At 69.7% G+C, this 24,873-nt stretch carries 21 protein-coding genes; 15 read left to right on the top strand and 6 right to left on the bottom strand.

Translation table 11 applies throughout. The annotated features are described in order from the left end of the window. Positions 1 to 12 precede the first annotated feature (12 nt). The 4 genes from SK854_RS04525 to SK854_RS04510 all read left to right on the top strand — a co-directional run bounded on the left by SK854_RS04525 (position 13) and on the right by SK854_RS04510 (position 3,654). Entirely contained in the window at positions 13 to 216 is a 204-nt protein-coding gene (locus SK854_RS04525) for a ferredoxin (protein ID WP_319973665.1), read from the top strand. A gap of 465 nt (positions 217 to 681) precedes the next feature. Continuing rightward, positions 682 to 1,887, top strand: a complete 1,206-nt coding sequence (locus SK854_RS04520; RefSeq protein WP_319973664.1) for an MFS transporter — start codon at positions 682 to 684, stop codon at positions 1,885 to 1,887. Positions 1,888 to 1,990: 103 nt separating this feature from the next. Continuing rightward, entirely contained in the window at positions 1,991 to 2,497 is a 507-nt protein-coding gene (locus tag SK854_RS04515) for a DUF6924 domain-containing protein (protein WP_319973663.1), read from the top strand. Between the two features lie 203 nt (positions 2,498 to 2,700). Continuing rightward, positions 2,701 to 3,654: a TauD/TfdA dioxygenase family protein gene (locus SK854_RS04510; protein ID WP_319973662.1), complete on the top strand. Its 954-nt coding sequence runs from the start codon at positions 2,701 to 2,703 to the stop codon at positions 3,652 to 3,654. A 334-nt stretch (positions 3,655 to 3,988) separates the two neighbouring features. Here SK854_RS04510 and SK854_RS04505 read toward each other — a convergent pair whose 3' ends face one another. Next, the gene (locus SK854_RS04505) at positions 3,989 to 5,605 is read right to left on the bottom strand and encodes an FAD-binding oxidoreductase (RefSeq protein ID WP_319973661.1); all 1,617 of its coding nucleotides are present in this window, start codon (positions 5,603 to 5,605) and stop codon (positions 3,989 to 3,991) included. A gap of 309 nt (positions 5,606 to 5,914) precedes the next feature. After that, positions 5,915 to 6,796, bottom strand: a complete 882-nt coding sequence (locus tag SK854_RS04500) for a helix-turn-helix domain-containing protein (protein WP_319973660.1) — start codon at positions 6,794 to 6,796, stop codon at positions 5,915 to 5,917. Between the two features lie 127 nt (positions 6,797 to 6,923). Between SK854_RS04500 and SK854_RS04495 the strand changes: the two genes are divergently transcribed. The 5 genes from SK854_RS04495 to SK854_RS04475 all read left to right on the top strand — a co-directional run bounded on the left by SK854_RS04495 (position 6,924) and on the right by SK854_RS04475 (position 12,221). Further along, the gene (locus SK854_RS04495; RefSeq protein WP_319973659.1) at positions 6,924 to 7,775 is read left to right on the top strand and encodes an SDR family oxidoreductase; all 852 of its coding nucleotides are present in this window, start codon (positions 6,924 to 6,926) and stop codon (positions 7,773 to 7,775) included. Positions 7,776 to 7,800: 25 nt separating this feature from the next. Further along, the gene (locus tag SK854_RS04490) at positions 7,801 to 8,502 is read left to right on the top strand and encodes a type 1 glutamine amidotransferase domain-containing protein (protein ID WP_319973658.1); all 702 of its coding nucleotides are present in this window, start codon (positions 7,801 to 7,803) and stop codon (positions 8,500 to 8,502) included. A gap of 1 nt (position 8,503) precedes the next feature. After that, positions 8,504 to 9,955, top strand: a complete 1,452-nt coding sequence (locus SK854_RS04485; protein WP_319973657.1) for an NAD-dependent succinate-semialdehyde dehydrogenase — start codon at positions 8,504 to 8,506, stop codon at positions 9,953 to 9,955. Further along, on the top strand, positions 9,955 to 11,319 hold the full coding sequence (gene pcaB, locus SK854_RS04480) for a 3-carboxy-cis,cis-muconate cycloisomerase (protein WP_319973656.1): 1,365 nt from the start codon (positions 9,955 to 9,957) through the stop codon (positions 11,317 to 11,319). The genes SK854_RS04485 and pcaB overlap by 1 nt, the downstream gene beginning before the upstream one ends. A 446-nt stretch (positions 11,320 to 11,765) precedes the next feature. Continuing rightward, positions 11,766 to 12,221: a DUF6346 domain-containing protein gene (locus SK854_RS04475; protein WP_319973655.1), complete on the top strand. Its 456-nt coding sequence runs from the start codon at positions 11,766 to 11,768 to the stop codon at positions 12,219 to 12,221. Positions 12,222 to 12,504: 283 nt separating this feature from the next. Here the strand turns inward: SK854_RS04475 and SK854_RS04470 are convergent, their stop codons facing one another. Next, positions 12,505 to 13,320 (bottom strand): CHAP domain-containing protein, encoded by an 816-nt coding sequence (locus SK854_RS04470; protein WP_319973654.1) that lies wholly within the window; start codon positions 13,318 to 13,320, stop codon positions 12,505 to 12,507. 51 nt (positions 13,321 to 13,371) lie between these two features. After that, positions 13,372 to 14,256, bottom strand: a complete 885-nt coding sequence (locus SK854_RS04465; RefSeq protein ID WP_319973653.1) for a peptidoglycan-binding domain-containing protein — start codon at positions 14,254 to 14,256, stop codon at positions 13,372 to 13,374. Between the two features lie 548 nt (positions 14,257 to 14,804). On the opposite strand from SK854_RS04465, the gene SK854_RS04460 reads away from it, so the two are divergent. Both SK854_RS04460 and SK854_RS04455 read left to right on the top strand, forming a co-directional pair. Next, positions 14,805 to 15,488, top strand: coding sequence for a response regulator transcription factor (locus SK854_RS04460; RefSeq protein WP_319973652.1), 684 nt, complete (start codon positions 14,805 to 14,807; stop codon positions 15,486 to 15,488). After that, the gene (locus SK854_RS04455; RefSeq protein ID WP_319973651.1) at positions 15,485 to 16,897 is read left to right on the top strand and encodes a HAMP domain-containing sensor histidine kinase; all 1,413 of its coding nucleotides are present in this window, start codon (positions 15,485 to 15,487) and stop codon (positions 16,895 to 16,897) included. The genes SK854_RS04460 and SK854_RS04455 overlap by 4 nt, the downstream gene beginning before the upstream one ends. Positions 16,898 to 16,952: 55 nt before the next feature. Here SK854_RS04455 and SK854_RS04450 read toward each other — a convergent pair whose 3' ends face one another. Next, the gene (locus SK854_RS04450; protein ID WP_319973650.1) at positions 16,953 to 19,100 is read right to left on the bottom strand and encodes an MMPL family transporter; all 2,148 of its coding nucleotides are present in this window, start codon (positions 19,098 to 19,100) and stop codon (positions 16,953 to 16,955) included. A gap of 242 nt (positions 19,101 to 19,342) precedes the next feature. Here SK854_RS04450 and SK854_RS04445 point away from each other — a divergent pair, with 242 nt between their 5' ends. Next, positions 19,343 to 19,837 carry a hypothetical protein gene (locus tag SK854_RS04445; protein ID WP_319973649.1) on the top strand — a complete coding sequence of 165 codons (495 nt, stop codon included), beginning with the start codon at positions 19,343 to 19,345 and terminating at the stop codon, positions 19,835 to 19,837. Between the two features lie 94 nt (positions 19,838 to 19,931). Continuing rightward, complete coding sequence (locus SK854_RS04440) at positions 19,932 to 20,342, top strand: hypothetical protein (RefSeq protein WP_319973648.1); 411 nt, start codon at positions 19,932 to 19,934, stop codon at positions 20,340 to 20,342. 9 nt (positions 20,343 to 20,351) lie between these two features. Here the strand turns inward: SK854_RS04440 and SK854_RS04435 are convergent, their stop codons facing one another. Continuing rightward, positions 20,352 to 21,017 carry a response regulator transcription factor gene (locus tag SK854_RS04435; protein ID WP_319973647.1) on the bottom strand — a complete coding sequence of 222 codons (666 nt, stop codon included), beginning with the start codon at positions 21,015 to 21,017 and terminating at the stop codon, positions 20,352 to 20,354. A 441-nt stretch (positions 21,018 to 21,458) separates the two neighbouring features. On the opposite strand from SK854_RS04435, the gene SK854_RS04430 reads away from it, so the two are divergent. Both SK854_RS04430 and SK854_RS04425 read left to right on the top strand, forming a co-directional pair. Further along, positions 21,459 to 21,632 carry a hypothetical protein gene (locus SK854_RS04430; protein ID WP_319973646.1) on the top strand — a complete coding sequence of 58 codons (174 nt, stop codon included), beginning with the start codon at positions 21,459 to 21,461 and terminating at the stop codon, positions 21,630 to 21,632. Between the two features lie 7 nt (positions 21,633 to 21,639). After that, entirely contained in the window at positions 21,640 to 24,870 is a 3,231-nt protein-coding gene (locus SK854_RS04425) for an AfsR/SARP family transcriptional regulator (protein ID WP_319973645.1), read from the top strand. Positions 24,871 to 24,873 lie beyond the last annotated feature (3 nt).

The raw sequence follows: 24,873 nt of genomic DNA, 5'->3' as shown, positions 1-24,873 counted from the left end.
GAGGAGAGCTCCATGCACATCGAGATCGACCAGGACCGGTGCTGTGCCTCAGGCCAGTGCGTCCTCACCGCCGAGGACGTGTTCACCCAGCGGGACGAGGACGGCGTGGTCGCTCTCGTCGACCCGGTGCCCTCGTCCGCCGCCGCACAGGAGCGGGCCGTCGAGGCGGCCGTTCTGTGCCCGGCGGGCGCGATCAGCGTCCACCTCCGGGAGTGACCCTGGCATCGTCCACATCGGACGGCCTCGGCCAGGACCTGGCGCGGCCGGAACGCCGGCTCACCTTCCCGGCGGGCACGAGTTCACTGTCACCTGGTAGCGGTTCGGGGATTCATCGCACGGATTCGTGGCGACGGTGCACATCGGCCTGCCCTATCGCACCTTGACACAGCGGATCGCCTTGATCGGCTCACGAGCCTGGATAACATGCGATCAAGACGAAATCCTGGGGGAGGTGAACTGTGCGCAACTACCCGCCGTCCTGGTGAATCACTCTCACCGGAATTGAATCCTGATCTGCCGAACGGGATCTCCCAGCGCTCACAGCGACGCATCCCGATTCGGACAATCATCAGGCAGATCGAGTGAATTCACGACCCGTGCGTTGGGACGCGGTTTCGCCGGATGACGGCGACCGCGTCCCAACCCACGTCGAACCGCCGATTCGGAGTCAGCGCGCCCGTGATGCCAGCCCTGCTCAAGGTCATCGATTTCCGGCGCTTCTGGGTCGCGACCGGTGTGTCCACCGCCGGCAACGGTGTCTCCTTCGTCGCCATCCCCCTGGCGGCCACGCTCACGTTGAACGCGAGCGCGCTGGAGATGGGTCTCCTGTCCGCCGCGATGTGGCTGCCGAGCCTGCTCCTCTCCGCGCACATGGGCGCGCTGGCCGACCGCACCGGGCGCGGGAAGGCTGCGATGATCACGGCCGACGTCGTGCGCGCCGCGTTGCTCGTGGGAGTCTGGGCTGCCTGGTACTTCGACGCCCTCACCCTGGTCCAGCTGCTCGCCACGGTGTTCCTCCTCGGCGTCTTCTCGACCCTGTACGCGGTGCACGAGAACACCCTCTTCGCGGACCTGGTCAGCCCGGACCAGTACGTCGCCGGGCAGTCGCTGATCCACGGCGCCGGTTCGACAGCCTCCGTCGCGGGGTCCACCGCCGGCGGACTTCTCGTCTCGCTCGTGTCCGCGCCCGTGACCCTGCTCCTCGACGCCATCTCGTTCATCACGTCGGCCGGGCTCCTGAGCCGGACACGGGTGCGGCGGCGGCCCGTCCGCGAGGATCGGCGCGGTGACGGCGGTGTCGCCGAAGGCCTGCGGTTCATCGCCCACCACTCGCAGATCCGCACACTGGTGGCGGTCACCGCGACGACCAACACCTTCGAGATGATGTTCAGCGCCCTGGTCGTGCTGTTCCTGACCGAGCAGTTGCACCTGAGCCCGGCGATGATCGGCCTCGCCAGCGGCCTGGCCGCGGTCGGAGGCGTGCTCGGCTCGGTGGCCACCTCTCCCGTCGCGGCCAGGATCGGGCTGGGCGGCGCGCTGTGCGCCGGCGTCCTGCTGTCCACGGTGCCGCTCGCCGCGACACCGTTGATCGGCACCCTGACGGCGGTGCTCGTTGCGTCGCTGGTCGCGGGCTTCGGCGGCGTCGTCCAGGACATCAGCGTCGGCACGATGTTCACCGCGATGGTGCCGGACGACGTGCGGGCCAGGGTGCGCGGAGCGTTCATGACGGTCAGCTTCGGAGCCCGCCCGGCCGGTGCCCTGCTGGGCGGCGTGGTGGCGACCCTGACCAGTCTGACCACCGCTCTCACCATTGCCGCGGTGGGCGGAGCCTGTGCGGTGGTGTGGCTCGTGAGGTCGCCGGTGCGGGCCTTCCGCGTGCCTCGCTGAAATCCCTCACCACAGTGAAGAAATACCCTGCAGAGCAGAGTTGGCTGCCCTCGTTGTCATTCTTCCGTCCTGCGATCCCAGGTCTCGGATAACGTCCTCGGTCATGAGTGTTCGAGGGATGGAATCCTTTTCCGGGTCAGCGCGGGAGCGCGACGAGTTCGACAAGCTCCTCGTCCGCACGCACTTCGGCGACGACACCGCGTGGCAGGCCGTTCTCGCGGAGTCGCTGAAGCCGTGGGGTGACGAAGAGGACGACGAGGACTTCCAGTCGACCACGTTCGCCGTGGACGACCCGCGACTGCGGGGAATGTCGGCCGACGACGTGCGAGAAGCGCTGTCTGCGAGCGATGAACACGCGCCGGTCGTGTTCATCGCGGACGAGGAGACCATGCGATCGCCGCATCTCCCTCTGCTCGCACTGAATCTGGTAGCTGATGATCAAGACGACGAACCCTCTCACCACTCCGACGCGATCAGGCGGCAGTGCAGAATCGTGCCGCGCGAGGCATCCGGCCTGCACTGCAACGTGGTGCTGGGGAACATGGACTTCGAGGACTGGTCGGCGACCGCCCACTCCAGCCCGGACGGGATCTTCCACAGCTTCCCGTGAGCTGTCGAACGGCCTCGGCTGACCTGACGGGCACAAGAACAACGCATGTTCGTGCACGATGCTCCGTGAGGCCTTCTGCGGCCCGCCTTCTTCGCAGTGCGATGTACCTCGCGAACTTCCCTGCCTCCCAGGAAGTTCGGCGAGTCCCGTGTCACCGCGATCACCCGTCGCGGTGACCGATCACCGTTCGAGCGGAGAACGCCATGTCCATCACCACCGCACCACTTTCACCGCACATCGGTCTGGAAGTCGGCAACCTCGACCACGAGCGAGATTTCGACGAGTCGACGCGCCAGGCGCTGCTGGAGGCCTGGATCCGAGGCGGCATCCTGCTGTTCCGCGGCTGCCGGTCGGCGGAGGCGCACCTGCGACTCAGCCGCTGCTTCGGCCAGCTCGAGTCCTCGGCGACGCCCGATCTCAACGTCGACGGCAATCCCTACCTGATGGAGCTGAAGTACGACCCCGAGAACGGCAAAGGGCCCGGCGGAATGGTGCGCGTCAACGGCGTCGACCGCGCCGGCTGGCTGGGCTGGCACTGGGACCAGTCCTTCATGCCGGTCATCGCGCGCGGCGCCGCACTGCGCATGATCGAGCCGGCGGCGACGGCCGGCGAAACGGGCTTCATCGACGGCATCGCTGCGTGGGAACGGCTGCCGGTGCAGCTGCAGGAGCGCATCGAGCACCTCGAGGTGGTCTACGACTTCTCGCCGGAGATGGACAAGAACCCCTACGGCTTCCCGACCGACCTGGTGAACCTCAAGAACGATCCGGAGAGCATCGCGGAACTCCACAAGTACAACTTCCCACCGGTGGTGCACCCGCTGGTCATCACCCACCCGGAGACGGGACGCAAGGTGCTCAAGCTGTCACCCCTGCACGCCAACCGCGTGCTCGGCCTCGGCGCGGCGCAAAGCGACGCCCTGCTTCACCAGCTGGCAGACCATCTGGTGGACGAGCGCTACGCCTACTTCCACAAGTGGAGCGAGGACGACGTCCTCGTGTGGGACAACTGGCGCGTGATCCACTGTGCGGCTGGTGTGCCGCTGGACGTGCGCCGCCGTGCGCAACGCACCACCCTGCTCGGCGACTACGGGCACGGCCGCTACCTCGACCCCGCACTGGGCCGGAAATTGCGAACGGCGACCATCGCAGACTGAGGGGCGAGCGTCTGTCGTCCTGGGGTTCGCGGGTGCCGGTCGGGCTGGTGAGCGGAGGTACCCGGCGAGATCGAGGTTCGCGGGTCACCTCCGCTCAACGTTGTGACCAGACCTGGTTCGGCTGTGCCTTGACGACCTCGGCCGGGGTACCCATGCGCTGCATGGGAGTGGCGGCGATGAACTGCGCCCTTCGTCCACGAGCGACTGCGCGGCGGCCAACCCGATCCCGCTGCTGCAGCCAGTGATCACGACCTCTTGTTTTCGTACCTGCCCATGCCGGACATCTCCTGCTTCTGGAGGCGAAGTACTGGGTTCTCGTTGCAGAGCCGAACGTTCACAGTTCCGGCGGTTCCACCGACAGGGCGTGCCGGAAGACGCCACGCGGGTCCCAGCGGGCCTTGACCCGCTGGAGCCGGGGGTAGTTGCCCTTGTAGTAGAGCGTGCGCGCCGGCACGCCGGAGGTGTTCCACGCCGGGTCGGCCAGGTCCGTGTCGGGGTAGTTGATGTAGGAGCCGTCGTTGACGTCGTCGGGCACCGGAACGCCGCCGGTATCGGCGTACACGTCGCGGTAGAAGGTGCGGATCCAGGAGAGGTTGGCCGCGTCGTCGGCCTCGTCGGCCCACACCGTCTGGTAGACCACCTTCATCACCGAGTCGCGTTGGGGTACTGCGGTGGCGTCCGGCGACACCGTGTTCACCCGGCCGCCGTAGCCGAGGAGCATCATGCCGGACCCCTCACCACCGGTGGAGTTCGTCAGGTTGCGGTAGACCGCGGCGATCTGCTTGTCGGTCATCGACCGGCGCAGGTACCCGGCCTTGTTCTTGTACCGGCGGGTGTCCCCGTTGCCCGACTCACCCGAGCCCGGCCAGGACGCCTTGTGCACCCACGGAGCCGTCCGCCGCGAGTTGACGATCGGCTGGACGCTGGTGCCGGCGGTCACCGCGGCCACGAAATCGGTCACGACGGCGTCCACGCCGGGCGTGTCCGCGTCGATCTGCGCGACCACCATGAAGGACCCGGCGTTGCGGTGCTGCGCCAGGAAAAGTCCGAACAGATCGGCGGACCGCGAGCCCGGCGCGCTGTTGCGCTCGTGCCAGACGCCGAAGTTGCGCAGGAGCGTGGTGAACACCTGCTCGGTCATACCCGCCCACGGCCAGACGAGCACGCACTCCAGCATCCGCTGCGGCGAGGCCGGCAACAGCCGGGACGGATCGCCGGTGGCACCGGGCGAGCGCAGCCAGTACCGGGTGACCACCCCGAAGTTGCCACCACCCCCACCTGTGTGCGCCCACCACAGGTCGCGGTGCGGGTCGTTCGGCTCACGAGTGGCGATCACCGCGCGGGCGGTGCCGTCCCGGTCGACCACCACGACCTCCACGCCGTACAGGTGGTCCACCACCGAGCCGTACCGGCGCGACAGGGCCCCGTACCCGCCGCCCACGATGTGCCCGCCGGCGCCCACCGCCGGGCAGGTACCGGCGGGGATCGTCACACCCCAGCCCTTGTGCAGCGTTCGGTACACCTGCCCGAGCGTGGCTCCCGGTTGCACCGCGAACGCGCGCTTGTCGGCGTCGTAGCCGATCTCGTCCATGGACGAGAGGTCGAGCAGCACCCGCACCGCCGGGTCGGTCGTGAAGTTCTCGAAGCAGTGGCCGCCACTGCGCACCGCGACCCGTCGCCCGGCCCGCACCGCTTCGGTCACCGCACGCACCACCTGGTCGGTCGAGCCGACCACGCGGATCTCGTCCGGCCTCCCCACGTGCCGGAAGTTGTTGCCACGCAACAGGCCTTCGTAGCGCGGATCGCCCTGCCGGATCTTCACCGGCCCGAACGCCGACGGTTCGGTGGCCGCCCGCACGGGCGCTCCGGCTGTGAACGTGGCGCCTGCCGCGGCACCCGCACTGGCAAGCAACACACGACGACTGATCTGGTTGCGTTCCGATCGACTCATCCGCGATCCCTTCCGGCTCCGGTTCACTGGGCACGCACACCGTCTCAGCGCCGGCACCGGGCACACATCGACCGAATCGAAGGTCAGCGGCTGAAACCCGGTCCACCGGACAGCCAGGCCGCATCCTCCGATCGGATGATCACCGAGGGTGTTGAGCCGGTCATGACGGCCGCCCGCCGAACTGCCAGTCGTGGACCTCGGTGTCGGCGTACCGGCCGGCAGCAGAATCGCGCGGGTCATTCCGGATCCGCGCGGCCAGGCCGACGCCGCCGTACCCAGCCGGCTGGCTCCGTCGGACAGGCCTCTGGTTCAGGCCTCTGGTTCGGACCGGCTCAGCCGCGTGCCGGGACCGGACGCCGTCCAACTGGCGAGGATGTCCATGGCCTGCCTCGACGGCGTGCCGGGCGCGGTGGTGTAGACGTACAGCATCGTGTCCGGATCGCCTGGCAGCACCAAGGACTCGTACTCGACGGTGAGGTCGCCGACCAGCGGGTGGCGCAGCCGCTTGGAGCCGTAGGTGCGCTGGTGCACGCGGTGCTGCTCCCACCACTGGTCGAAGTCGGGGCTGCGTTCGCGGAGCTCGGCGACGAGGGCGGTCGTGGCGGCGTCGGCGGGGTCCCTGCCGATCTCGAACCGCAGGCTCTCCACGGCGGCGCGGGCCTGGTCGTGCCAGTCGACGAACAACGAACGCGCGTCCTCGTCGAGGAAGATCCAGCGTGCGTAGTTGCGCTCCTTCGGCGGGATCTTGTCGAAGTCCGCGAACAGCACCTTCGCCATCCGGTTCGCCGCGAGCACGTCGGTGCGGCGGCCGAGCACCAGCGCCGGTTCTCCGTCGAGCGTGTCGATGAGCTGGTGGAGACCGGGACGTACGCGCTGCACGCTGCGCGACCGGCGGGGTGCCGAGCCGGAGGGCAGCCCGATCAGGTCCCGCAGGTGGGTGCGCCCCGCCTCGTCGAGTTCGAGGGCGCGGCCGATGGCGTCGACGACGGCCGCGGAGGGGTTGATGCGCCTGCCTTGCTCGAGCCGGGCGTAGTAGTCCGTGGACACGCCGGCGAGCAGGGCGACCTCTTCGCGGCGCAGACCCTTCACCCGGCGGACCCTGCCGTCCGAGGGCAGGCCCGCCCGGGACGGGTCGACCTGGCCGCGTGCGCGGCGCAGGAAGTCGGCGAGTTCACGGTTGAGACCGGTCATGACATCCCATTGTCGTCGAGGATCCGGATTTGCGAGTGGATCTCTCAGTCCTAGGTTCGCGAGTCCGAGGTCGCACAGGGCCCGAGATGCGTCCCAAAAGGACCTTTCGCTGCCCCAGTCTTGAGCCATGACATTCCCCGCTGATCGTCCCGCCACCTGGTTCGTCACCGGCACTTCCCGCGGCCTCGGCCTTGAGCTCGTCGAGCAGCTCCTCGAGCGAGGAGACAACGTCGCCGCGACGACCCGCTCGACAGAGCGCCTCCTCCAGGCGTTGAAAGCCGACACCACCCGGCTGCTCGCACTCGCCGTCGATCTCCGCGACGAAGAGGCCGTCGCCCAGGCCGTCCGGAAGACGACCGAGCGCTTCGGCGGCATCGACGTCGTCGTCAACAACGCCGGCTACGGCTACCTCGCCGCCGTGGAGGAGACCACTGACCGCGACGTGCGCGACATGCTCGACGTGCAGGTCGTCGGCGTGTGGAACGTGCTGCGCGCAGCCCTGCCGATCCTGCGCGAGCAGCGCGGCGGCCACGTCGTCAACGTGTCCTCGGTGCTCGGCCTCACCTCGGTTCCGGGCTGGGGGCTCTACTGCGCCGGCAAGTACGCGCTGGAGGGCCTGACCGAGGCGCTCGCGGGTGAGGTCGCCGAGTTCGGCGTGAAGGTCACCATCGTCGAGCCCGGTTACTTCCGCACCGACTTCCTCACCACGGACTCGCTCGCGTTGCCCGACGACACCACCGCCGCCTACCCGGCGATCCGCGAGATGGTCGAGAACCACCTGGCGCTGCAGGGCAACCAGCTCGGCGACCCGGTCAGGGGCGCCCGGCTGATGATCGAGCGCGTCGTGTCCGGCGAGGGCCCGTTGCGCCAGATCCTCGGCTCGGACTCCCACGCCTACGCCACGGCCAAGGTCCAGGCGCTGCAGGCGAACCTCGACGCTGCCGCCGCGACCGCGTCCGCGAGCGACTTCCCCGCCTGACCCGTCTCCGAGGAGGAACCAGCAGATGAGCAAGATCCTGATCGTCATGTCCGCCGCCGACGTCTGGGAGCGCACCGACGGCTCCGCCTACCCGACGGGGTACTGGGCGGAGGAGCTGGCCGCGCCGCACGAGAAGTTCACCGAGGCGGGCTTCACCGTCGACTTCGCCTCTCCCGGCGGCGTGCTCCAGCCGCTCGACGCGCACAGCGCCGACCCCGAGGTCGCAGGTCCGGACTGCGCGCACCACGTCCAGCACGCCGAGCGCGCGCTGCGCGAGTTCGGCCCGCTGCTCAAGCTCGACGAGGTCGACGTCGCCGACTACGTCGCCGTCGTACTCCCCGGCGGCCACGGCCCCGTGGTGGATCTGTACCAGGACGCCGACCTGGGCAGGCTGCTCGTGGAGGCGGACGCGGCCGGGAAGATCATCGGGGCGGTCTGCCACGGACCCGCCGGGCTGCTCTCCGCGGTCGGCGAGGACGGCTCCTGGGTGTTCGCCGGTCGGAGGATGGCGGCCTTCACCGACGAGGAGGAACAGCTGTTCGGCACCGCCGAGAACGCTCCGTGGCTGCTGGCCGGCGCGTTGAGGAACAAGGGCGCGCTGCACTCCGGCGGACCGGCCTACCAGGCCCACACCGTCCGGGACCGCAATCTCTTCACCGGCCAGAACCCCGCGTCGAGCGCCCCGATGGCCGAGGAGATCGTCGCGGCCCTGACCGGGGAGAAGTGACGTGATCGACCGAGTCGAGAGGGAACTGCTCATCGCCGGGCGGTGGCGCCCGGCCGCGGGTGGCGGGACCTTCGTGGTCGAGAACCCCGCCACCGGCCAGGCGCTGTGCGAGGTGGCCGACGCGACGCCGGCTGACGCCCTGGCCGCACTCGACGCCGCCGACGCCGCACAGCGTCGTTGGGCCGCAGTGCCCCCGCGCGGCCGTGGCGAGATCCTCCGCAGGGCCCACGACCTGTTGATCGAGCGCATCGACGAGTTCGCGCGGCTCATCACCCTGGAGATGGGCAAGTCGCTGGCCGAGTCCAGGGCCGAGGTCACCTACGGAGCCCACTACCTGCGTTGGTTCGGCGAGGAAGCCGTCCGGATCGACGGCACCTGGAAGGTCAGCGAGGACGGGACCGCCCGTGTGCTGGTCACCCGTCAACCGGTCGGGCCCTGCCTGCTGATCACGCCTTGGAACGCCCCGCTGGCGATGCCCGCGCGCAAGATCGGCCCGGCCGTCGCGGCGGGCTGCACGATGGTCGTGAAGCCCGCCGCGCAGACACCGCTGACGACAGCGGCGCTCGCGGAGGTGCTGAGGGAGGCCGGGCTTCCCGACGGCGTCCTCAACATCATCCCCACCACGCAGGCGGCCGCGGTCACCGAACCGCTGTTGCGCGACGGACGCCTGCGCAAACTGTCGTTCACCGGATCCACGCCGGTGGGGCGGCTGCTGATGGCCCAGGCGGCCGGCACCGTCCTGCGCACCTCGATGGAGCTGGGCGGCAACGCGCCGTTCATCGTCTGCCAGGACGCCGGCGTCGACGCCGCCGTGGACGGCGCGATGACCGCCAAGCTCCGCAACGTGGGCGAGGCGTGCATCGCGGCCAACCGCTTCCACGTCCACGCCGACGTCGCTGAGGAGTTCACCGAGAAGCTCGTGGCACGGATGGGGTCGATCGTGGTGGGAGCGGGCACGGACCCCGGAACCCACATGGGCCCGATGATCGACGACCGCCAGCGGTCCCGCGTCGCCGATCTGGTCAGCGAGACCGTCGGCGCCGGCGCACGACTGCGGGCAGGGGGAGAGGTGCCGGACGGTCCGGGCTACTTCTACCCGCCGACGGTGCTCACCGATGTTCCCGAGGGTGCGCGGATCAGCCGTGAGGAGATCTTCGGCCCGGTCGCGGCGATCCAGACCTTCACCTCCGAGGCCGAGGTGTTGCGGGCGGCCAACGACACCGAGTTCGGCCTCGTCAGCTACCTCTACACGCGGGACCTGGGCCGTGCGCTGCGCATGGTCGAGCAGCTCGAGACCGGCATGATCGGCCTCAACCGCGGCTACGTGTCCGATCCCAGCGCTCCGTTCGGCGGGATGAAGCAGTCCGGTGTCGGCCGCGAAGGCGGCGCCACGGGCATCGACGAGTACCTGGAACAGAAGTACGTCGCCGTCGACGCGGGGGAGCGGGTGTGATGGCGAGCAGCACGGTGTTCGACTCGTTCCTGTTCCGCGACATGTTCGGCACACCGGCGATGCGCGAGGTGTTCAACGACGAGTCCTTTGTGGATGCGGTCGTGCGCACCGAGGTAGCGCTGGCGGCGGCACAGGCACGGGTCGGGGTCATCCCGCGAGAGGCCACCGAGAAGATCGCGGCATCGTGCGATTCCGCGCTGCTGGACCACGAACGGCTCCGCGTGGACACCGAGAACGTCGGCTATCCCGTGCTACCGATCGTCACCCAGCTCGCCGGCCAGTGCGGTGACGCGGGCGGGTTCCTGCACTGGGGAGCCACCACGCAGGACGTCATGGACACCGCGCTGATGCTGCAGTGCGCCAACGCTTTGAGCCTGGTCGAAACTCAGCTGGGCCGGCTCCGTGCGTGTCTGCGCGACCTCGCGGAGGCGAACATCGAGACCATCACCGCCGGACGCACGCACCTGCAGCACGCCCTGCCCATCACCTTCGGCTACCGCGTGGCGGTGTGGCTCTCGGCGCTCGACCGCCACGCCGAGCGCCTCGCCGCCGTGCGGGAACGCGACCTGATGGTCCAGTTCGGCGGCGCCGCGGGCACCCTGGCCTCGCTCGGCTCACAGGGCCTGCGGGTGCGCGCGGAACTGGCCGCGGAACTCGGCCTGCGCGACCCGGAGATCACCTGGCACGTCGCCCGCGACGGGCTGGTCGAGATCGTCGGCCTCCTCGCCGCGATCGGCGGATCGGTGGGCAAGATCGGAACCGACGTGGCGCTGCTCTGCTCGACCGAGTTCGGGGAGCTGGCCGAGCCCTTCACACCGGGCAGAGGCGCGAGCTCCACCATGCCGCAGAAGCGCAACCCGATCTCCAGCGAACTGGTGGTGGCCGCGGCCAAGCTGTTGCGGGACAAGGCATCGGCGATGCTCGACGCGATGGTGCAGGACTTCGAACGCGCCACCGGCCCGTGGCACGTCGAGTGGGCCGTCATCCCCGAGGCGTTCCTGCTGCTCTCGTCCTCACTGACCCAGGCCACGCGCCTGATCGCCGGCTTGAGGGTGAACGAGGACCGGATGCGCGCGAACCTCGGCCTCACCGGCGGTCTGATCATGGCGGAGTCGGTGATGATGGCGCTCGCACCGACCCTCGGCCGCCAGCAGGCCCACGAGCTCGTCTACGCCGCCTGCGGCCGGGTGATCGACACCGGCAGCGACCTCGCCACCGAGCTCCGGAGGCACCCGGTCGTCGTGGAAAGTCTTGGCGCACAACGAGTAGACCAGCTCTGCGACCCTGCCACGTACCTCGGCAGCGCGCAGGCCATGACCAGGTCCGTCGTGGACGGTTGGAGCTGCTCCTCCGCATCCCCGTGATCGAGCCGGGGCAGCCACCAGGTCAGCACCTCGGGCATGACGGCTGGGACGCGCTCACGCAGTTCGCCGAACCTCATCCGGCTGTGGTGGTCGAGTGGGCGCAGGACGTGCGACGGCCAGCGCCCGGACACGGCTCCACACGGCTGACACGGGCCACAGGTCCCGCGTCCGGTGTTGAACCTCCTCGAACCCGCACTGCGGTCCTATTGGATCGGCGCGGTCGCGAGCCGGTTGGTGATCGCCGTGCAACTGGTGATCGCCGTGCTCGTCTGGGGCGGGCCGCGCGCCAGGCGATGCGCCCTGGTGCTCGGCGTGGGCCTGCACGTGACAGCCGCTGTGCCGTTCGGGTGGTGTCGGAAGCTCACCAGGGCGTTCGGCAAGGCGGGCGGTCTGTTCAGGAAGCTCGACGACGTCCTCGCCAACGGCCGAAGAGTTCCGCGAGGAAGGTGCGAAGATTGCTGGGCTACCTGCTCGGCGCCACGATCTTCAACCACTTCTGGAACCAGGTCGAACCAGGCGACCTGGCGGAAGCCGATCTGGTGGCTACGGCGCAGTCCTGCGAACGCCGCGGCCCGGTGGCATTGCGGGGTTTCGGCTTCTACTACGAGTGCCAGGCCGAGGTCCGGGTCAGGTCCGGCGGAGAGACGTACACGTCGACCGTGACGGGGTGGCTCACGCCCGAGGACATCGGCAAGCAGTACGCCGTCCACACCGTGCGGCACGGCAGGCCGTTGCAGCCGGACGTGCGATCGCAGGGTCAGGTTTTCCTGGGCTGGTTGTGCACCTTCGTCTTCGCGATCGCGTTCCTCTTCCTGAACGTCTGGATCGCACGTCACGTGTTGCCCGACGCTCCGCGACGCAAGCGCCGCATGCCGATCAGATACGAGCCACCTCAGCCGTGAGCACTCAGGTCGGATCGACGCGGGCGGCGGCGCTGGAGCGTTTGCTCGTCCACAGGACCCCATGAACTGTCATTCGCGGGCTGATCACGCGAACGTGTCGGCTGTGACGTGTCGGTCTGACATCCAAAGACGAAGCTGTGGCGCATCTCCCGATGCGTCCAGTCCTTCGCGACGAGCCCGGCCGGATCGCGCCCGCTGTCGTCAGGGCAGGACGGCGTGGTAGCCGGCGAACTCGATGTGCCGGTAGGGGACTACCGGCACATCGAGGGTGATCACTGGCCGGTCAGAAGTGGAGCATCCACTGGAAGTCGGCCTGGGCGTTGCTCACGTGGACGTTTTTGCGGGTGCCGTAGGCGAGCGGGTTGTTCCAGTTGTATTCCTCGACGTCGAACGAGCCGTCGGAGTGGACCGCGTTGACGTAGGCGACGTGGCCGACCCTGTGCACGTCGTTGACGGCGATGGCGCCGACCTTCGGGGTTTTGTTGACCGTGACGCCGACGCGGCGGGCGGCGTCGTCCCAGGTGCCGGCGTTGCCCCAGGTGGTTCCGCCGTAGGAGTTGCTGAAGCTGGGGACGCCGAGCCTGCTGGCGACCCGGTAGGCCGCGAAGGCGGTGCAGTTGTTCTGGGCGAACCCGCGGGGACGGCCGTCGTAGTCGTTGGTGGGGCTTTGTGAACCGCCGCCGCCCCCGGTGAGGAACTTGTGGCTGGCGTTGTTGTTCTTCAGCGTGGCGTTGAGATTGCCGGCCGCGCCGGGTGCGAAGTCCTGGCTCGCTCCGCCGTAGCCGCTGTTGAAGTAGACCCGCACCGTGCGGCTGGTGCGGTTGCGCACTGATGCCGCGTTGTTCTTCACGCACACGCCTTGGCCGGCGCCGGCGCCCTTGAACTCGTAGCAGGACGGCTGAGTGGCGCCGAGATCGCTGATCGAGCCGGTGAAGTCGGAGACCGAGCCGGCCTGGTTGCTGTTGTAGTAGTAGCAGAACTCTCCGCTGTCGCAGTTCCCGTCCCGGCTCGCGGCGAACGCGGGCGAGGCGGCCATCAGGGGCGCGACCAGGGCCAGTGCGGCCCCGGCGACGGTGAGCATCGTGCGTGCGATTTTCACGGGTTTCCCTTTCGTGAAGCGTCAAAGGTCGGGTGGCGTCCGGGCTCCTGGTCAGCGCGTGCGCTGGTATTCCTCCCACGTCCGGATCGTGATTCGGGGGCCGTCGTCGGGGCGGTGGTTGGCGAGGCCGTTGAAGCCGAGGTAGTAGTCGCCGACCTGGTTCTGGGCCTGGGTGGCCTGGTCGGTGTCGTTGATCGCCACGGCGTGGATGTGCCACGGCCAGTTGCCCTGGGACGGGCTGCGGACCCAGGCGGCGAAGCCGACCTGGCGCAACGCACGGGCGACGGCGGTGCGTGTGGCGGCGGACATGCCGTCGACGTTGATGTCCACGACGCCGCCGCCGTCGTGGGTGCCGGCGGAGGTCGGGTCGCCGCCGGGGTTGTAGGAGCCCTGGTCCAGCACGAGGCGACGCCCCAGCAGACGTTCGGTCTCGGCGAGCATCGCCTGGGTGCGGGTGTTGACGACGTACCCGTCACGCTGAACCTTCGAGCCTGGCTTGATCACGTGCGAGACGGTGAACCGGCTCTGCCCGAGCGTGGCCAGCGAACTCGCGCCGGGCAGCCCGTTCGCGGCCAGTCCGGTGTATCCGAGCGAACGCTGGAAGGCCGCGTACGCCGTGATGGTCGTGGTTCCGAAGTAGCCGTCGACCCAGCGGGCGTCCAGCAAGTTGCGTGCCTGGAGTGCCCGCTCGACGGCCAGCACGGAATCCTTGGCGCCCGGAGTCAGCGTGCTGTCGGCGCGCCGGGGATCGATCTGGGCGGCCAGGACGGTGGCCTCCATGTTGACGACGGGCAGCGCGGCGGCGGATTCGGCCGGGGACGGCAGCGCCCGTGGGGCCACGGCTGAAGCCTGCGTCGCGCTCAACGTCAGGGAGCCCAGGACAGCGAAGGTCGCCAGCGCCGTAATGGCGCCCTGGGTCTTCGTCTTCGTCTTCATGCGGTGTTTCGTTCCGTTCGTCAAAGGCTGGCCACGGCCTCGGTTCAGAGCCGGGAATCGTGTGCGTGCGGCTTGTCGTGGAAATGCGTTTCCCATGGCGAGCGGGTCAGCGTTGGTCTGTGGCGTCCTAGGAGGCGGACGGGGTGGAGGCCTGCGCGGTTCCTGCGGCGCCTACGGGGACGAGCAGGGCGAGAGCCACGGCAGTGACCATTTCGGACATCGTTGTTCCCTTTGTTCTGGCAGTGGGGACAGCGCGAGCGCAGTGCCTTTGGGCAAGGCTCCGACATGGCGCTGACAAAGCTCTGACACGGCGATGAGCAGAGGCTGTTCGTTCTGCGAGCAAGAGGTGACGGGTCCCTGCATCCCGTGCCGTTGCGCTACATCCATGTCCGCCATGAGCCGCACTGGGGCTTCGCGATCTACCTGGTCGGCCGCGGCGGATGCCCGGACGCGGTCCGCGGGCACCACAGCGGCGACGTTCTAATCCTGGCCTCAGGTTGGTCGGGGACGATGAGCGGCAAAAGCATCGACTGGAGAGGCGGGCCGGCGTGCGGATCATGATCGCGGATGACGAGGCGGCCATCCGTGAGTCGCTGGAGCGGGTTCTCCAGGTCGAGGGTTACGACACCAGCACCGTCGCCAACGGTCTCGCCGTGCTCGACGGGGTCGACGGCGACGAGCCGGATCTGCTGATCCTCGACGTGATGATGCCCCGCCTCGGCGGGGTGGAGACCTGCCGGCGGTTGCGGGCGGCGGGTCGGGATCTGCCGGTGCTGATGCTGACCGCCCGGGATCAGGTCTCCGACCGGGTCGCGGGGCTGGACGCGGGCGCCGACGACTATCTGCCCAAGCCGTTCGCGACCGAGGAGTTGCTGGCACGGGTCCGGGCCCTGCTGCGCCGCCGCGCGCCGGGCGACGACGAGTCGCAGATCCTGACGTTCGCCGACGTCCGGGTCGATCCCGACAGGTTCGAGGCGTGGCGGGGCGGGCGGCCGCTCCGCCTGACCCGGACCGAGTTCTCCCTGTTGCAGGTCCTCGTGTGCAACGCGACCCGGGTGTTGACCCGCGGCGTGCTGTTCGAGGCGATCTGGGGATACGACATGAGCGTCACCTCCAACAATCTCCAGGTGTACGTGAGCTACCTGCGCCGCAAGATGGAGGCCGAGGGTGAGCCGCGATTGATCTACACGCTGCGCGGCTTGGGGTACACGTTGCGGGAGACTCCTCCGTGAGCGGGCCCGCCGGCCGGGGCTCGCGCCGGTTGACCCGTTGGTGGCGTCGGCGGTCCCTGCGGACCAGGCTGACGGTGATCGCGGCGACGGCCATCGCGGTCAGCGTGTTCGCGGCCTTCCAGGTGGCCAGCGAGTTGCTGGACTGGGAGTTGCGGGACACCGCGGAGGAGCAGCTGCGCGCCGACTCCCGCGTCCTGGCGACCAACGCGGAGCGGGCCGGTCTGGCACAGGTCGAGCTACCGCCGTATCCCGGATCCGGTCGGCTGGTGCGGGTCGTCCTGCCCGACGGCTCGATCCGGACGCCGGACGGTCAACCCGCGCTGCCCCCGATCAGCGAGCAGGCGTGGCGCGTGGCGCAGGGCGCGTCGGCCGACCTGATGGAGTCGGGCGACAGCGACGACGACGGCTACCTCGTCTACACGCTGCGGGCGGGCGGCGGCGCGGTCCAGGTGGCCCGCGTCGCCGACGACAGCCCGGTCAACCAGTTCGGGTTGGGCATGCTGCTGATCGGGCTGTTCTGCGTGGTCAGCGGCGCCCTTGTCGGGCGGGCCGTGGCGCGGACCGGGCTGGCCCCGATCGACCGGCTGGCCGCCGCTGCGGTCCGTGTCGCGCACACCAGGGATCTCGACGCCGACATCCCGGACGAGGGCGGTGGGGAGATCCGGCGGCTGATCCAGTCGATCAACGACATGCTCGCCGCGCTCCGGGACTCCCGGCGGGCCCAGCGGCTGCTCGCCGAGGACGCCGCCCACGAGCTCAAGACCCCGCTCACCAGCCTGCGCCTCAACATCGAGCTGCTGGTCCGGCTGGATCGGCGCGGCACCCTGGACAGCGCACTGCCGGCGGAGAGCCGGACCCGGCTGCTCAACGATCTCGGCGCCCAGGTGGCCGAGTTGAGCACCCTTGCCGCCGAGTTGACCGACCTGGCGCGCGGTGACGTCAGCGACGAGAGCACCGAGGTGCTCGACCTCGCCGACGTGGTGGTGGCCGCCGCGGCCCGCGCGCGTTCCCGCGTGCCCGACGTCGAGGTCGCGCTCGACGTGACCTCCGTGTGGGTGAGCGGGCGTCCCGCTGCGCTCCAACGGGCGGTGCTCAACCTGATCGACAACGCCGGCAAGTGGTCCCCCGCGGACCAGCCGGTCCAGATCCGGCTCCGTGCTCAGGGCGCGTCGGCGGTGCTCGAGGTCGACGACGCCGGGCCGGGCATCGACGCCGCCGACGTACCGCGGGTGTTCGACCGGTTCTACCGCGCCGACAGCGCACGGGCGTTGCCGGGATCCGGTCTGGGGCTGTCGATCGTGCAGCGGGTCGTCGACGCCCACGGCGGCCGGGCCACCGTCGCCCGCTCCCCACGCGGTGGCGCGCTGCTTCGGGTCGACCTTCCGGCCGCGGCCCCGTCGGGCCCGTGAAAAGATCCGGGACGGGGCAGGTTCCCCGTCCCGGATCTCGTCCGTGCCGCGGCGCTCACCGTTGCAGCGCGGGCTCCTCATCGTTCACGAGCGGTCGTTGACCGTCCGGCAGCTCCACCGGCCGGGACAGCCGGCTCGGCCACCACATCCGCCGGCCGATCAGCAGGGTCAGGGCGGGCACCAGGATCGACCGCACCAGCAGGGCGTCGAGCAGCACGCCGAAGGCGACCAGGAACCCGACCTCGATCAGCATCACCAGCGGAAGCGAGACGAGGACACCGAACGTGGCCGCCAGGACCAGGCCTGCCGAGGTGATGACGCCACCGGTGGCGGACAGGGCTTTGAGCATGCCCTCTCGGGTGCCCAGAAGCATTGCCTCCTCCCGTGCCCGGCTGGCCAGGAAGATGTTGTAGTCGACGCCGAGCGCCACCAGGAACAGGAACGCCAGCAACGGCACCGAGTAGTCGATGCCCTTGAACCCGAGGATCGTGTCGAAGACGAACACGCTGCCGCCGAAGGCCGCCGCGAACGAGACGACCACGGTGGCCATCAGGACCAGCGGGGCCACCACCGCTCGCAGCAGCAGCCCGAGAACGATCAGGACGACGAGGAGCACCAACGGGATCACCAGCTTCTCGTCGCGGCTGGTGGTCACCTCGGTGTCGAGGTGCTCCGCACTCGGCCCGCCGACGATCGCCTCCGCCCCGCTCACCGCGTGCACGGCGGTGCGCACCCGCTTGATCGTGTCGTACTCCGCGACGGTGTCCGGCGCGTCGTTCGGGAACACCGAGATGTCGGCCCAGCCACCACTGGTCTCCCCCGGGACTGCCACCGCCACACCGGGAACGCCCTTGACGACGTCGAGCACCCGCTCCTGGTGCGCCGGCCGCGTGAAGATCGTCATCGGCTGGCCGCCGAGCTCCGGGAAGTGCTGGCGCAGAACGGTGAAGCCGGTGACCGACTCCGGCGCGGACACGAACTGGTCCTGCTCCCGCAGGGCGCCGGTGTTGCCCGTCAGCCCGAGAGCGAGAACGCCCAGGACTCCGAGCGAGCCGAGCGTGGCCACCCACCGGCGGCGGCTGATGGCGGCGCCGAGCCGCACCCACAGCCCCGGCTTCTCCTCCACGGCCGTGCTGAACCGCGGGATGGCCGGCCAGAAGATCCGCCTGCCGAGGATCACCAGCATCGCCGGGAACAGCGTCAGCATGGCCACCAGTGCGCACAGGATGCCTGCCGCGCCGATCGGGCCCAACCCGCTGGTGCTGTTCAGGTCCGCGACGAGCAGGCAGAGCAGGCCGGCGATCACGGTGGCCGCGGACGCGATGATGGCCGGCGCCGCACCGCGCAGCGCGTGGATCATCGCGACCCGGACGTTCTCGTGGTGGTGCAACGCTTCCCGGTATCGGGCGATGAGCAACAGCGCGTAGTCCGTGCCGACGCCGAACACCAGGATCGTCAGCAGCGCCGAGTTCTGGTCGTTGACCACGATGCCGAAGCCCTTGACCAGCAGGTAAACGGTCGCCATCGAGGTCAGGGCGGCCGCGCCCACGGCCACGAGCGGGATGAGCCACAACACCGGGCTGCGGTAGGTGATGATGAGCAGGAGCGTGACGACGACGATGGTGGTGAGGAGGACCTGCAGGTCGATGCCGTCGAAGACGGCGTCCATGTCGCCATCGACCGCGGCCGGGCCGGTCACGTCGAGTTCCAGGCCGCCGGGGCGGTCCTTCGCGGCGTCACGCAACGGGCCGATGATGGCCTCCGGTGCGCCGTAGGTCGTGCTCACGTCGAGGGTGAACATCATCGCCTTGCCATTGGTGGAAGGTCTCGTCTGCGGGCCGTCGTCGTCCTCGCCGGCCGGAGTCACCACCTTGGGCGGGTACCGCTTGGCAAGGCCGTTGTAGTGGCGCTCGACCGTCGCGTGGTCGGCGTCGGTCATGCCGCTGTCACGGTGGTACACGAAGACGAACGTGTTGTCGTTCCCGCCGGGGAGACTGTCCTCCAGCACGGCGACCTTCGTGGACTCGGCGCCGGCCGGCAGGGTGTCCGCGGCTTTGTCGGTGGTGACCGAACTCAGCTTTCCGCTCAACGGCCCCATGATCACCGTCAGCACCAACCACAAGCCGATCACCAACCACGGCACCCATCGGCCTGCCAGCCGACCGGCCGGCGTTTTCCCGGACGGCGCTGCGTTGACTGCCATTCACGAGCCTCCTACCTACGTGTCACTTCGCCTGTCTGGCGACGACTTCCTACCGAGCGAATCTGAGAGGACCGTTAATGCGGTGCTCAGGACCGTCGGTAGTCCTAAGAGGACTCAGCGGAGTAGTACCGTGGTACCGCCTCCCTCCCGAAGATGACGACCGCGGTACGACGAAACGGGAAGGATTTCGGCGTAGCGTTCAGGACACGACGAAATCTGCTGGTCCACTGTGGAGGTTCGGGGTGGCCACTGTGGCGCTGGCGACGGCGTTCACCGTCGTCGCCTGCGGGTCGAACACCGGCAACGGTGCGGCGCCCGTCCCGCCCGGCTCGCACAACGGGCACGCGGGCCGGCCGCCGGCTCCGACGCAACCGCTGCGCGCGGGCGAGCGGTTCGTCGACCTGAAGATGGTCGAGGCCTACACGCCCGCGCCGCCGGAGGGCGGCGGCACGGACGAGTACCGGTGCCAGGTGATCGACCCGGGCCTGACCAAGGCGGCGTTCCTGACCGGGACCCAGGCCACTCCGGAGAACGTCGCCCTCGCGCACCACGCCATCGTGTGCGCGGTGCTGCCGCCGTGCACGAGCAGGACGCGAAGACCCCCGGCCTCGGCTGGGAGTGTTTCGGCGGGACCGGCGTGCCCGGCGCCGAAGTGGAAGAAGGGGAGGCGGCGTGGGTGGACACCTGGGCGCTCGGCGGTGCGGCTGCGGCTGACCGACGGCACGCCGCAGACCTGAACTCGACACGTTCCCGCTCGACGCGCCGACCGACCTGCCCTGCGCCGCCGGAGAGTCGGGTCCGCTCTGTGACCGGGCGGCCTCGATCGCGGACGTGACGAAGCGGTTCGGGCCGGAAGCCGGCGGCACCGCGGACGAGCAGCTGGAGGAGTGCGGCCAGAGCGCGCCGAAGCCCGGTGACACCCAGACCTGCGACCACGAGGTGTCGGCGCCGATGACGCTGTTCGCTGGTTTCGGCCACATGCACCTGCTCGGACGGGCCATCAAGGTCGAAGCTGCCGTCGCCGGTGGAGATCGGTCCGGGGACACGCCGCGGGTGACGTGCGTGCACGACGCGGGGTTGCGCAAACTGCTGCCCCAGCTGAGCAAGCTGCCGCCGCGCTACGTGGTGTGCGGCGTCGTGGGGGGCGGTGATGTGGGCGGCTTCGGGCGGATCCGCCAGCGGAGCGGATCGCCCGAAGCGGTGCGGTTGGGCACTGCGGTCGCGCCCTCTGCGGACGCGTGAGAGGAAGCGTTAGATCGGCCGGGTGAGTCTCAGGTCGTAGGCGAGGATGACGGCCTGGATCCGGTCCCGTGCGCCGATCTTGGCGAGGACCCGCCCGACGTGGGTCTTCACCGTCGACTCCGACAGCGTGAACCGTTGCGCGATCTCGCCGTTGGTGAGGCCGTGGCCGATGGCGACGAGGATCTCGCGCTCGCGGCGGGTCAGGAAGTCCAGCCGGGGATCCTCCCGCACGGGCTCGCGGAGGTCGTCGCCGAGTTGGTCGGTGAACGCGTCGAGCAGCCGCCGAGTCAGCGCCGGCGCGATCACCGCGTCCCCGGCGGCGACGGCCCGGATGCCGGCGAGCAGCTCCTCCGGGTGGATGTCCTTCAGCAGGAAACCGCTCGCCCCGGCCCGCAGCACGGCGAGCGCGTACCGGTCCACGTCGAACGTCGTCAGCACCAGGATCCGCGAACGCCCACCGGCGGCGGCGATGCGCCGGGTGGCCTCGATCCCGTCGACGCCCGGCACGCGGAGGTCCATCAGCACCACGTCGGGATGCAGCTCGGTGGTCCACCTAACGGCCTCGGCGCCGTTCTCGGCCTCGCCGACGATCTCGGTGTCGGGGGCGCTCTCCAGCAGCATGCGGAACCCGAAGCGCTGTAGCGGCTGGGCGTCCACCACGAGCACAGAGATCATGAATGGCTGCCTTTCAGGGGCGCGTGGACGGTCCAGCCGCCGTCCGATGCGGGCCGACGATGCCCAACTTCATACCGAGCGAACCTGAGACGACTGTTAGAACGGCGCTCAGGCGGACGTGCTTGAGGACGTTGGTCAGGGCCTCCTGCGTGATGCGGAAGGCGCGCGCCCGAAGACGTCGGCGAGCAGCCGTGAAGTGGCGGTCCACGCCTCGGGTCTGTCCAATGAGGACACCCCGGCGCATTGGATGTCTATGGACTGTCCGTCCGGGCCTGGGTGGAGCGACTTGCGTCACAGTCCGGCGCTGTTGTTGAAGTTTTGCACAGCCTTGGTGGTTCGGCGAATTCGCTGATCGAGGCGGTGGAGTCCGCAGGCTTTCGTGCGGTCGTCGTGGGCACGTCCGTCTCGTGCTGACTAGCGGGCGGGGGTGGTGTCAGCGGCGTGTCAGCGGGGCTGGTGAGGATCGCCGCCATGATGAGCTCCGCCGCCGTCGTCGTCATGGCCATATCCCTTGTGTTCCTGGTCAATCTGCTGATCATGTGGAACACCGAGACCGTTCCCGCTGTGGAAGCGGCGTTGCCCGAGGCTGACGACCGCGCGTTCGGCTCGGACTGAGTCGCCGATGACAGTCGACCACGACATCGCCCCCAGATCGCTCGCCGCGCACGTGCGGAGCCGGTCGGACGGGCGTGCGCCCGTGCTGGCCATTCCGGCGTTCGCGGATTTGAAGTACCGGCTGCTTGGGCCGGTCACCGTTGTCGGCGCTGAGGGGCCGGCTCGGCTTGGCGGGCCCAAGCAGCGGACTGTGCTGGCTGCCTTGTTGCTCAACGCCAACCAGGTGGTGTCCGAGGATCAGCTCATCGACCTGCTTTGGGAGGATCGGCCGCCGGCCAGTGCGCGTGGGCAGTTGCAGGTTCGTGTGTGGGAGCTGCGGAAGCTGCTTGGGCGTGAGGTGATCGTGCGCCGTGAGCCCGGGTACCTGATCGAGGTCGGGGCCGGTGAGCTGGACGTCGAGGTTTTCGACGACATCACCAAGGACGCTCGTCGGCTCATCGACTGTGGTGAGCCGCGTCGTGGTGTCGACCGGCTGCGTGCCGTGCTTGAGCTGTGGCAGGGGCCGCCGTTGGGTGGTACCACTGACATGTTGGTGCGGCGTAGCGGGCAGGTGCTGGCCGAGCAGCGGATGGCCGCGCTGGAGACGCTTTTCGACGCCGAGCTCGCGATCGGGCGGCACGCGCATGTGCTGCAGGAGTTGCGCCGGTTCGTGAACGAGTACCCCTTTGGCGAACGCTTGCAGGAGCAGCTGATGCTCGCTCTGCAACGGTCCGGGCGGACGCCCGAAGCGCTGGAGGTCTACAACGAGACGCGCGAACGGCTTGACGCCGAACTCGGGGTCGAGCCCGGGAAACGGTTGCGCGCCATGCACGTGCAGGTGCTTCAGGGGGAAGAGGACGAGCCCGAGCAACCTCAAGCCGCCGCGGTGGAGGTCGTGTCGCCGGCGCGGCCTGCGGAGTTGCCGCGTGACGTGCGCGGATTCGCCGGGCGGGCCGAGCAGCTGGCGCGGCTGGACCGGCAGCTCGGCGCGCGGGCCGGGGACTCGGACGTCTGGATCGTCCACGGCATTCCCGGGGTCGGGAAGACGGCGCTGGCGTTGCACTGGTCTCATCGCGTGCGCGACCAGTTCCCCGACGGGCAGCTTTATGTGAATCTGCGCGGCTTTGACGCCGACCGCGAGCCCATGGAGCCCGCGGTGGCGCTGGCTCAGTTGTTGCGGGGGCTGGGTGTTGAGCCGCAACGGATTCCCGAGGAGGTCGACGCGCAGGCCGGGCTTTACCGGTCGTTGCTCGCCGATCGGCGGGTGTTGCTGGTGCTCGACAACGCGCGGGATGCCGAGCAGGTGTTGCCGTTGTTGCCGCCCACCGGGACCGTGCTGGTGACCAGTCGCAACCGGCTCGGCCGGTTGGTCGCCGAGCTCGGTGCCTTCTCGCTCGGCCTCGGCCCGCTCACCGGTGAGGACTCGCGGGCGCTGCTCGACGGGCTGCTCGGGCAGGACCGGATGGTGGCCGAGGCGGAGGCGGCGGGAGAGCTCGCGCGGTTGTGCGGGCATCTGCCGCTGGCGTTGCGCATTGCCGCGGCGAACATCGTGACCTGCCCGGACAGCAGCGTCGCCGCGATGGCGGCGGGGCTCGCCAAGGGCGACCGGCTGGGGCAGCTGATCCTCGACGACGCCGACGAAAGCGCTGTGACGCGGGCATTCACCGTTTCCTACGAGGCGCTCGCTCCTGAGCTGCGGCGGCTGTTCCGCCTGCTGGGCCTGGCCTCCTGCGTCGACTTCACCGCCTGCGGTGCGGCGACGCTCACCGGGGACGCGGTGCCCACGGTGGAGCGTCAGCTGCGGCAGCTCGCCGCCGCACACCTGGTCGAGCAGCACGTGGCCGGGCGCTACCGGCTGCACGACCTGCTGCGCGCCTATGCGTTGCGGCAGGCTCTCGCGGACGAACCGGCGCAAGCGCGGACCCAGTCCTGGCAGCGGTTCCTCGCGCGGTACCTGTCCGGTGCCGACGCGGCCGAGCGCACGTTCGGGCGCCGGCACGACCAGCGGCTGCCGCGGGAACCCGTTGTCGTGCCGGAGAACCCGATCTCCTTCGCGGACGCGGCGGAGGCGGCGGCCTGGCTGGACGCCGAGCACGAGAACCTGTCCGCCGTCGTCACGCAGGCGGTGACCGAAGGGCCGTACCCGATCGCCTGGTATCTCGCGGACGCCGTGCGCACGTCGTTCTACCACCGCGGCCGGCGGGTCGAGTGGGTCGAGCTCGCGACCACCGTCCTCGCCGCGGCGCGCCGGCAGCACGTGCCCGCTGTGGAAGCGGTCACCGCGCAGAGCATCGGGCTCGCGTTCGTCCACAGGGAACGGCACGAGCAGGCGGTCGAGTGGATGACCGAGGCACTGCGCGTGTTCGAGAAGGTGAACTGGCCGGAGGGGAAGGCTTCCGCGCTCAACGCGTCGGCGATCGCGCTGCGGGTGGCGGGCCGCTTCGACAGGGCCGCCGAGCAGTTCGAGGGTGCGCTGGAGCTGCACCGGGAGCACGGTCACCGGCTCGGCCAGATGATCGCGCTCAACAACCTCGCCTCGGTGCACCGGCAGCGCAGCGCGCTCGACGCGGCCCGCGCGTGCCTGGACGAGGCGCTGGAGCTCGCCGCCGCGGAGAGGTACCAGCTCGGCACCGCCGCCGTGCTCGTCGGGATCGGTCTCGTGCAACGGTTGCAGGACGACCTCGCCGGCTCACGGCGTTCGCTGACCAGGGCGTTCGAGCTGCACAAGGCGCTTTCCCATCCGTACGGCCAAGCTTCGGCGTTGTGCGGGCTGAGTCTCGTGTCGATCGACCTCGGCGACTACGAGCAGGGCCGCGCGCAGGCGTTGCAGGGACTGGAGATCGCGCGGCACGAGCAGAACCGCGAAACGGAGGTCGGCGCCCTCAACGCGCTGGCCTGCGCGGAGGCGGTGCTCGGTGAGTCCGCGTCGGCGGTGCGCCACCAGGAGGAGGCCGTAGCGGTGGCACGGCACTGGGGTTCGCCCTGGCACGTGGCGGAAGCGCTGTGCGGGATGGCGACGGTTCTCGGCACCTGTGGCGACCACGACGAGGCGTTGCTGGTCGGCACGGAAGCCCTGCAACTGGCCAGGAAGGACCAGCTGCGGCAGATCGAGGTGCACTGCTTGCTGGCATTGGCGCAGGCACAGGTGGGCCTGGGCCACCGCGAGGCCGCGCGGAACCTGTGCGCGGAGGGCCTGACACTCGCCGCGGGGCTGCCGGCGCTGGAACGGCGTGCCAGGGAGGCACTCGCCCAGTTCTGAGGC

Origin of the sequence: Lentzea sokolovensis (assembly GCF_033949975.1) — a bacterium.
GTDB lineage: Bacteria > Actinomycetota > Actinomycetes > Mycobacteriales > Pseudonocardiaceae > Lentzea > Lentzea sokolovensis.
The sequence above is the reverse complement of the archived record's forward strand: the minus strand, read 5'-3'. Positions and strand labels throughout refer to the sequence as shown.

What these genes read in the sequence shown, in the direction of transcription:
- SK854_RS04450 (WP_319973650.1), bottom strand. Translation starts at nt 19,100, where the DNA reads ATGGCAGTCAACGCAGCGCCGTCCGGGAAAACGCCGGCCGGTCGGCTG.
- SK854_RS04525 (WP_319973665.1), top strand. Translation starts at nt 13, where the DNA reads ATGCACATCGAGATCGACCAGGACCGGTGCTGTGCCTCAGGCCAGTGC.
- SK854_RS04495 (WP_319973659.1), top strand. Translation starts at nt 6,924, where the DNA reads ATGACATTCCCCGCTGATCGTCCCGCCACCTGGTTCGTCACCGGCACT.
- SK854_RS04490 (WP_319973658.1), top strand. Translation starts at nt 7,801, where the DNA reads ATGAGCAAGATCCTGATCGTCATGTCCGCCGCCGACGTCTGGGAGCGC.
- SK854_RS04500 (WP_319973660.1), bottom strand. Translation starts at nt 6,796, where the DNA reads ATGACCGGTCTCAACCGTGAACTCGCCGACTTCCTGCGCCGCGCACGC.
- SK854_RS04435 (WP_319973647.1), bottom strand. Translation starts at nt 21,017, where the DNA reads ATGATCTCTGTGCTCGTGGTGGACGCCCAGCCGCTACAGCGCTTCGGG.
- SK854_RS04515 (WP_319973663.1), top strand. Translation starts at nt 1,991, where the DNA reads ATGAGTGTTCGAGGGATGGAATCCTTTTCCGGGTCAGCGCGGGAGCGC.
- pcaB (WP_319973656.1), top strand. Translation starts at nt 9,955, where the DNA reads ATGGCGAGCAGCACGGTGTTCGACTCGTTCCTGTTCCGCGACATGTTC.
- SK854_RS04510 (WP_319973662.1), top strand. Translation starts at nt 2,701, where the DNA reads ATGTCCATCACCACCGCACCACTTTCACCGCACATCGGTCTGGAAGTC.
- SK854_RS04465 (WP_319973653.1), bottom strand. Translation starts at nt 14,256, where the DNA reads ATGAAGACGAAGACGAAGACCCAGGGCGCCATTACGGCGCTGGCGACC.
- SK854_RS04425 (WP_319973645.1), top strand. Translation starts at nt 21,640, where the DNA reads ATGACAGTCGACCACGACATCGCCCCCAGATCGCTCGCCGCGCACGTG.
- SK854_RS04520 (WP_319973664.1), top strand. Translation starts at nt 682, where the DNA reads ATGCCAGCCCTGCTCAAGGTCATCGATTTCCGGCGCTTCTGGGTCGCG.
- SK854_RS04505 (WP_319973661.1), bottom strand. Translation starts at nt 5,605, where the DNA reads ATGAGTCGATCGGAACGCAACCAGATCAGTCGTCGTGTGTTGCTTGCC.